General features: G+C 68.1%; 7 protein-coding genes and 2 pseudogenes. 3 read left to right on the top strand and 6 right to left on the bottom strand.

The genetic code is table 11. The features are described from left to right. Window positions 1-390 (top strand): LysR substrate-binding domain-containing protein (locus tag ASG60_RS14025; RefSeq protein WP_244476674.1); only part of this gene is annotated, 390 nt, incomplete at its 5' end. A gap of 17 nt (window positions 391-407) precedes the next feature. Next, on the top strand, window positions 408-758 hold the full coding sequence (locus ASG60_RS14020; protein ID WP_244476673.1) for a DUF202 domain-containing protein: 351 nt from the start codon (window positions 408-410) through the stop codon (window positions 756-758). A 2-nt stretch (window positions 759-760) separates the two neighbouring features. Here ASG60_RS14020 and ASG60_RS14015 read toward each other — a convergent pair whose 3' ends face one another. From ASG60_RS14015 to ASG60_RS13990, 6 genes and pseudogenes are all read right to left on the bottom strand, one after another. Then, entirely contained in the window at window positions 761-1,846 is a 1,086-nt protein-coding gene (locus ASG60_RS14015; protein ID WP_056386230.1) for a sulfite oxidase, read from the bottom strand. A 78-nt stretch (window positions 1,847-1,924) separates the two neighbouring features. Then, the gene (locus ASG60_RS14010; RefSeq protein ID WP_056386228.1) at window positions 1,925-2,908 is read right to left on the bottom strand and encodes a beta-propeller fold lactonase family protein; all 984 of its coding nucleotides are present in this window, start codon (window positions 2,906-2,908) and stop codon (window positions 1,925-1,927) included. A 185-nt stretch (window positions 2,909-3,093) separates the two neighbouring features. Beyond that, window positions 3,094-3,392, bottom strand: a pseudogene (locus tag ASG60_RS14005) (cytochrome c). An 11-nt stretch (window positions 3,393-3,403) separates the two neighbouring features. Next, a complete protein-coding gene (locus ASG60_RS14000; RefSeq protein ID WP_056386224.1) occupies window positions 3,404-4,627 on the bottom strand; it encodes a molybdopterin-dependent oxidoreductase in 1,224 nt (407 codons plus the stop codon). Between the two features lie 283 nt (window positions 4,628-4,910). Further along, a complete protein-coding gene (locus ASG60_RS13995; RefSeq protein ID WP_056386221.1) occupies window positions 4,911-6,008 on the bottom strand; it encodes a putative sulfate exporter family transporter in 1,098 nt (365 codons plus the stop codon). Between the two features lie 147 nt (window positions 6,009-6,155). Further along, window positions 6,156-6,765: pseudogene (locus tag ASG60_RS13990) on the bottom strand (2,3-bisphosphoglycerate-dependent phosphoglycerate mutase). Window positions 6,766-6,948: 183 nt separating this feature from the next. On the opposite strand from ASG60_RS13990, the gene ASG60_RS13985 reads away from it, so the two are divergent. Further along, window positions 6,949-8,031 (top strand): IS630 family transposase, encoded by a 1,083-nt coding sequence (locus ASG60_RS13985; protein ID WP_056386219.1) that lies wholly within the window; start codon window positions 6,949-6,951, stop codon window positions 8,029-8,031. Window positions 8,032-8,110 lie beyond the last annotated feature (79 nt).

The following is an 8,110-nucleotide window of genomic DNA, read 5'->3' as shown; positions in this document are numbered from 1 at the left end:
GTGGTCGCCCCAACACATCCCTTCGCAGGGGCGACCGCGCTCGAACCCGAGGACCTCGCTGGGGCCGATTGGGTGCTGCGCGAGGCGGGATCGGGGACCCGCTCGGCCTTCGAGGCGGCGCTCACGGAGGCCGGTCTGGCCGTGGCCCGGTTCCGGGTCACGCTCGAACTGCCTTCTAACGAGGCGGTCCGCGCTGCCGTCGAGGCCGGGGGCGGGGCCGCCGTCCTGTCCGAGACCGTGGTAGCCGCCGCGCTTCGGGCCGGGACCCTGGTGCGGGCGGCGTTCGACTTGCCGAGCCGGCCGTTCCGGGTGCTGCGCCACAAGGAGCGCTACTGCAGCCGGGCCGCCGACGCGCTTCTCGACCTGATCGCGACGGCGAACATCAAATGAGTGAGCCCGCGAAACCCGTGCCCCCCGACGATCCCCGGGTGAGGCTCGCCGAGGACCGGACGGTGCTGGCAGCCGAGCGTACGTTCGTGGCGTGGCTTCGCACCGGGCTCGCCTTCCTCGGCGTCGGCCTGGCTGCGCAGCGCTTCCTGCGGGAGGTGCTGGCGGTTTGGCCGCTGAAGGTGCTGTCGCTCACGCTGATCGCCTGTGCGCTCGCTTCGTTCGCCGGCGCCGCATGGCGGGATCGGGCGATTCGGGCGCGTCTTGCCCATGCCGAAATCCCGATGATGCCGCGCATCCTCACCGTTGGGATCGCGGCCCTGCTGATCGCGATCTCGGGCCTTGCGGCCACCGCCCTACTCTGGGCGTGAGGTCAGGCCACCGTGACCCATACCCGGTGCCAGGCGGCGCTGAGGTAACCCTTGTAGTTCCAGGTGTCGTCGGGCGCCGCCGGCTGGGTCTGGCCGGCTGAGTCCCAGGCCCGCACCGCGAGTTCGTGTTCGCCCGCGGTCAGCTCGCAGTCGATCTCCCAGAACGTCCAGGCGTAGGGCGCGTCCGCATCGCGGTCGATCCGGGCCTGTGCCCAGCTGCGACCGCCATCCGTCGAGACGTCGACGCGGGCGACCGCGCGGTCGCTGGCGATGGCGTAGCCGCGGATCGCGTGCCGGCCGGCCTTCAACGCTGCGCCGCGGGCGGGCTCGCAGATCGCGCTGTTGAGCGGCATCGCCTCGATGGTGATGCCGTGGGCGGGGTCCGCGGTCTCTGCGGTCACGTCGGGCGGAAACAGCTTGTAGTCGTCGGCCTGCATCGGGTTGTTGGAGGGGTGAACCTGCACCGTGATGCGGGCGAGCCATTTCGGGCTGCGGATGCCGGCAAAGCCCGGCACCACCACGCGCAACGGATGGCCGTGCTCGGGGGCGAGAGGCTCGCCGTTCATCGCGAAGGCGAGCAGCGTCTCGGGGGCGAGCGCCTTGGCGAGCGGGATCGAGGCGCCGAAGCGCGTGTCCGTATGGGTGATCCGGTCGTGGCTCTCGAAGGCGACGTGACGTGCGCCCCCCGCGTCGAGGCCGGCCGCGCGCAGCACGTCGGCGAGGCGCACGCCGGTCCATTCCGCGTTGCCGATGGCGCCGGCCGCCCACGGGTCGCCGGCGACCGGGGCCACCGCCAGCATGTCCGCCCGGCGGTTGCCGGCACATTGCATTACCGCCGTAGCAGTGACGGGCACGAAGCCCGCCTTGAGGTCGGCGACGGACAGGTCGAGCGGCGTCGCGACCATCCCGTCGACGGTCAGGCGGTAACCGTCGGCGTCGAGGTCCGGGATGTCGCCGTGGCTGCGGACGTAGAAGTCGGCCTGATCGGTAAGGAAGGCGGCGCGTAGGCGATCGAGCGGCGGCTCGGCGTTGTAGGGCGCCTTGCCGTGGACGATGAGGCGGTCCTTGAGCTGGAACAGGCCGAGCATGGGGTCTTTGTCCTGCGTTCGTGACGTGTCGACATCGAGAACGCGCCGGGGGCGATAAGGCCCCCGGCGCGCGTCGCCTCAGGGCTTCATCGTCGAGACCACCGCATTCTTCGCGCGATCAACCACGGCGACGCTGAGGTCGCGGTTGAGGACGTAGGCGTGGGCGTTGTCGGCCGAGAACGCGATCGCCTGGCGCGGCTCGTTCAGGCCGGTCACCGTTGCGACGACCTTGAGGGTGCCGGTGTCGATCACCGACAAGGAGTTGTCCTTGAGATTGCCCGAATAGACGAAGCGCCCGTCCGGGGTCAGCGCTGCGCCGTAGGGGTCCTTGCCCACTGCCACCTCGGAGGTGACCTTACGGGCGGCGACATCGACCACGCCGATGGTGTTACGGCCGCTGTTGGCGGCAAACAGCGTCTTTCCGTCCTTGGTGATCGAGATCGCGCGCAGCTTGTCAAACCCGGCGATCTCGCCGGTGATCTTGTTGGTGGCGGTATCGACCAACGTGATCTTGTCGCCGAGGAAGTTCGTCACGAACACGGTCTTGCCGTCCGGCGACAGCTTCACGCCCTGGCGCGGCTGCGAGAAGCCGGGGATCACGGCCTCGGCGAGCATGGTCTTGGTGTCGAACACGGTCAGCGTGCTTGCGGCCTCGTTGTTGACGTAGAGCTTGCCCCCGTCGGCCGAGAGCACCGTGCCGAACGCGCCGGGGCCCGCGGCGAGAACGCCGGCCTCCTTGCCGGTGGCGGTCTCGTAGACCGTGATCCGACCGGTGCCGCTGTCGGAGACGTAGAAGCGGGCGCCATCCGACGCGAACACGATGTTCCGCGGCGTGACGAAGCCGTCGAGGCGGCGCAGCACCGTGCCCTTGGCGACGTCGTAGACGACGACGGCGCTCTCCTCGCTGTTCGACACAGCGGCGACGGTCCCGGCGGCGTTCAGCGCCAGTGCGTTGTTCTTGATCGCGCCGTCGAAGCCGGCGGCGAACCCGGGCTGGGCCTGGGCCAGGAGCAAGGCGGCTCCGGCGAGGAGGGTGCTGAGGCTAGTGCGGATATGGGTCATGAAGCGGGTCTCTCGGGCATGCGCGCTCGTTCGGCGGCCGGGGCCTGCCGTGAGGGCTGGTTCGAAATCGAAAATCCGTAGTGCAGGGCCGGGCCGGCCGTGTATCGCCCTGAGGAGACGCCGGAAGGCGCGGTTTATTCCCCGAGGCCGGCGAAAAAAACGCGGCGGCCTCGGGATTCGGGGGTTCAGGGCGTTGGCTTCAACGCCGTGAGGTAATCGATGATGGTTTGCACGTCGGCCTGRTCTCGGTCCACTGCGCCTTCGTGAGCTTGGGCTGGGTCAGCACCATCCCGGCCGAGTGGCAGGCGAGGCAGTTGTTGTTGACCGCCTCGGCCCCCGGTCCGTCGGGGAAGATCCGGTCGGAGGTCGGCATCACGATTGATTGCGAGGTGAAGCGCATCGGCTCGGGTGCAGGCGCCGCGAGCGCCACGAGAGGAGACAGGGCGAGCGCGGCGATCAGGGCCGCCGGATGGATCGGGTTCATGGCTGGTCTCCTCAAGCGGCCTGGAAGGACACGGCCTCGATGCCGTTCTGCATGAAGCCGGCCCCGTTCCAGACCCGGCCCATGCCCTGCGCGACGCCGTTGGTGTTGGTGCAGCGGACCCTGACCGTGTGGGTGCCGGCGGCCAGCGCCGGCAGGCTGCCGTCGAAGCGGCGGAAGCTGTAGGGGCCCTCGTCGGCGCCGAGTTGCGCCGGAAACCACGTCGCCCCGCCGTCTCCGGAGAACTCGACCGCCTTTACCCCGCAATCGCCGCCGAAAGCGATGCCGCGAAGGGCCACCGGCGTTCCAGCCGCCACCTTTGCACCTTCGGTCAAATTGGTGACGAAGGAGCGTGGCACCATCCTGCTGATCGGTACTGTCTTGAAGCCGGTTTGGCTGGGCTTGATGTTGGCGCCCGGCACGTCTGGAATGCGGTAGGCGGTCTTCATCCAGTACCCGTCGTCGGGCTTGTCCAGCACCTCGATGTCGGACAGCATCTTGACCCAGTAGGTCGAGTACCAGCCCGGCACTACGAGGCGGAGGGGGAAACCGTTGAGCAGCGGGAGCTGCTCGCCGTTCATCGCGTAGGCGATCATCACCTCACCATTGTTGGCGTGGTCGAGATCGAGCGACTTCTTGAAGTCCGGCGCGTCGTCGACTACCGGCTCGTCGAGGCCGTTGAAGCGCACCTGCACGGCACCGGCCTTCACCCCGGCCTTTTCGAGCACGTCCTTCAGGCGCACCCCGGTCCAGCGGGCGTTGCCCATCGAGCCGTTGGCCCATTGCGCGCCAGGCACCCGCGGCTCGAACAGCCCGCGTGAATTGCCCGAGCACTGGTTCACCGCGGCGATCTCGAAGCGCGGCAGGCCGGCGATGGCGTCGAGCGAGAGCGAGAGTTCCTTATCGACGTGGCCGTGGACCTTTAGACGGAAGGTGCCTGCGTCGACGTCGGTCGGGATCGAGGCCCAGTGCCAACGGACGTAGAAGCGGTCGTTGGGGGTGAACACGCCCTCGTCGAACACCGAGAACGGCGTCTCCAGCAGCGGCGGATGGGTGCGTTGAAGGATCATCTCGGCCTTGCCCGGAAAGGCGGTGGTCAGCGCCCGCTCATCCGGGCCGCCAGGCAGCGGAAGCTTCACCGAGCCTGCCGCCCAGGCCGGCATGGCGGCGCCGAGGCTGCCGAGCCCTAAGCCACCCAGGACGAGGCGGCGGTTCATAGGTCTGTCCAGTCCGTGCATGGTTTCCCCCTTCAAAGAAGGTCGGCGTCGATGCGTTCGAGGGCACCGGGCCGGTGGCGATTTCTTGTGACCAAGGAGATGCTACGGGATGCGATTTATTCCCACCAACGGTCTCTCGTGATGACAACGATCTCTCAATGCGATGTTTCGGAGACTTTCGATCTCCCGTGGGTTGTCGGGCATCGCGCGAGAGGGAAGCCTGGATCGGTGCCGGCAGGTTCCCATGGGCGCCTCATCGGTTTCCCTGATTCCAACCAGCGCTGGGGACGCACCATCGCGCATATCAGACGAGGCCCAGTACGTGGATGAGGCCGAGACTGACGGCGCCGAGTGCGAGCAGTGAGGCGACCACCGCCAGGGTCACCCGTGCTCCGGCCTTAGCGACGCTGCGCACATCGACCCCGAGACCGAGCGCCGCCATCGAAACCACGGTCAGCACGTTGGCAGTCTCCGACATCGGCGCGAGCGCGACCTGCGGGACCAGCCCGGCCGAGCGAAGGCCCGCGAGCGCCAGGAAGGCGAGGATGAACCACGGCACCAGGCGGTGGATCGCGAGGCCAGCGCGAGCAGGGCGGTCGCCGGCGGTGACGCCGGGGGCGGCCTCGTCGGTCTCCTCGCGCAGCCGGCTTGCACCGAGGGAGAGCATCAGGACGACCGGGCCTAGCATCAGCACCCGGACGAGCTTCACCAGGGTTCCGACCTGGACGCTGAGCGCCGCGACCGGCGCGGTGGCGGCGAGGACCTGCGGAACAGCGTAGACGGTGAGGCCGGCGAGCACGCCGTACTGCATCGGCGACAGACCGAGCAGCGGCACCAGCAGCGGCAGGCCGAGCACCACCAGCACGCCCAGCACCGCGGTGAAGGCGATGGAGGCGGCGACGTCCTCGCCGTCGGCGCCGATCACCGGCGCCGTGGCGGCGATCGCCGAGTTGCCGCAGATCGAGTTTCCGCATGCGACGAGGATTGCCATGCGCGGATGCAGCCCGAGTGCCCGGCCGATGCCATAGCTCGACAGGATCGCGACCACGACGACGCCCGCGATGCCAAAAAGTAGACCCGGTCCGGCGGCGAGGATCGTCGCGAGGCTGAGCGACGCGCCGAGTAGTACGACCGCGATCTCCAGCACGGTCTTGGCCCCGAAGGCGATGCCGGGAAAGAAACGCTGCGACGGGGTCCAGGCGGTGCGGATCGCGCTCCCGAGCAGGATCGCCAGCACCAAGGCTTCAAGCCAGGCGCGACCGAACAGTTGCGTCTCGACGGCCTCGAAGCCGATCGCTGCGGCGGTGACCGCCACGCAGAGGCCCAGTCCCGGAAGGATGGCTCTCGTGCCGGCCAAGGCACGCGTCGAACGAGAGTGGGAGAAAAGTCTGGGCGCGGACATGGATGGCTCCGATGTGATGCCGGAGGATCCCAGGTCCCGTTCATTCACTCCAACGGAATGATTCGATGCTTCCCATCACTGAAATAGATGAAAGCAGGACCCCTTCAGAGTTTGCGGAGACCCATTTTGGGGGGCCGACAGGCGGATTCACCCGTCGATCCAGCGGGCCGTGATCGTCGTGTCCGCAGCAAGCTCATAGATCCTGACGGAGCCCGTCGCGAGTTCGAGGTGCTCGACCTCCGCGGGGCTCAGGTCTTCAAGCGCCATGACAAGCGCCCGCAGGCAATTGCCGTGGGCGACGACGAGCACGTCCCCGCACATGACCGCCGGCAGGATGGTTCGGAGGTAGCATGGCACGATGCGGGCGACGGTATCGCGCAGGCTCTCACCGTTCGGCGGCGCCTTGGCGTAGGAGCGGCGCCAGGTCTCGATCCGCTCCGCCCCCCAGCGCGCATCGGCGGCGATCTTGTCGAGCCCGCTGAGGTCGCCGTAGTCTCGCTCGTCGAGCGCGGCGAAGCGTTGGGGGACCAATCCGGGTTGCCCGAGCGCATCGAGAATAAGCCGGCCGCTCACGACGGCCCGCGTCAGCGTCGAGGTGAAGGCTGCGGAAAAGCGCCAGCTGCGCTCGGCCAAACGCCGCCCGGCTGCCTCGGCTTCCAAGCAATCCCGTGAACAGGCCGGATCGGTTGGCTACGCTCTGGCCATGCCGGACCAGCACGAGATGTCGCGTGACCGGGGCTTTGCAATCGTGAATCACGTTGTCTCCCGAAGCAGAGCACTTTCGCGCCGGTCGCATCGCCTCTGATGAAGGCGGCATCCGACTTTAACGAACTTCGACCATACGGTGGGTTGGACCGTCCATCCGGAGTCGACGGGTCATCCTAGTGCACTGACGCGGTCGGGTGATTCACGTAGGGCGTGATGCATGCGAGTCTGGGCGATGGCTCAGACGGTCTGTGTACTCCTCGACGACGCCACCAAGTCAGCGCTGACCGAGATCGCCGGAGAGCGATCCCGTCCCCTCAAGCACATCCTGCGAGCCCGGATCGTCCTGCTTTCGGCCGAGCGCCTGACCGTGCAGGAGGTGGCCCGGCAGGCCGGCGTCAGTCGGCCCGCGGTCTGGCGCTGGCAGCAGCGCTTTGCCGAGGAGGGCGTTGAGGGCCTGCTGCGCGACAAGACCCGCCCACCCGGAACCCCGCCGCATTCCACGCGGACGGTGGCGGAGGTGCTGGCACTGACCTGTTCGGAGCCGCCGGACGAGATCACCCACTGGACCGGGCGCGCCGTGGCCGAGCGCGTTGGGATCTCCTTGCGCGCCGTGCAACGGATCTGGGAAGCACACCGCCTGCAGCCGTACCGGGTGCGCACGTTCAAGCGTTCGCACGACCCGGCCTTCGCTGCGAAGGTCGAGGATGTGGTGGGTCTCTACATGAACCCGCCCGCCCATGCCGTCGTGCTGTCCATCGACGAGAAGAGCCAGATCCAGGCCCTGGAGCGCACGCGCCCCGACCAGCCCCTCGGACCCGGGCATCCGGCCGCGCAGACGCACGACTATACCCGCCACGGCACCACGACGCTGTTTGCCGCCCTCGACGTCCTGGATGGCACGGTGCTCGGCCGCTGCATGCAGCGCCATCGCCACGGTGAGTTCATCCGTTTCCTCAACGCCGTCGAGGCCGCGGTCCCTGCGGGCAAGGTGATCCACGTGGTGCTCGACAACTACGGAAGCCACAAGCACCCGAAGGTGCGCGCATGGCTTGCACGCCATCAGCGCTGGACCTTCCACTTCACCCCGACCTCAGCTTCTTGGCTCAACGCGGTCGAAGGCTTCTTCTCCACGCTCACACGCCGCCTGCAACGGGGCACCTTCACCGGTGTCGTCGATCTTCAGGCCGCCATCAAACGCTACATCGCCGAGCACAACCGCAGCGCCCGACCCTTCGTCTGGACCAAACCCGCAGCCGCCATCTTCAACGCCCTCAATCGTGCCCCTGAACCATCCGTCTTAGAGCCCGTCCGATAATGTCCGGCCGGGGTTGAGTGGCCGGGATGGCGGTGATTCCAGAAGGGTGCTGAAGCCTCATCTGGACGTGCCATGTGGA

Origin of the sequence: Methylobacterium sp. Leaf469, from assembly GCF_001424745.1 — a bacterium.
Taxonomy (GTDB): Bacteria; Pseudomonadota; Alphaproteobacteria; order Rhizobiales; family Beijerinckiaceae; genus Methylobacterium.
The sequence above is the reverse complement of the archived record's forward strand: the minus strand, read 5'-3'. Positions and strand labels throughout refer to the sequence as shown.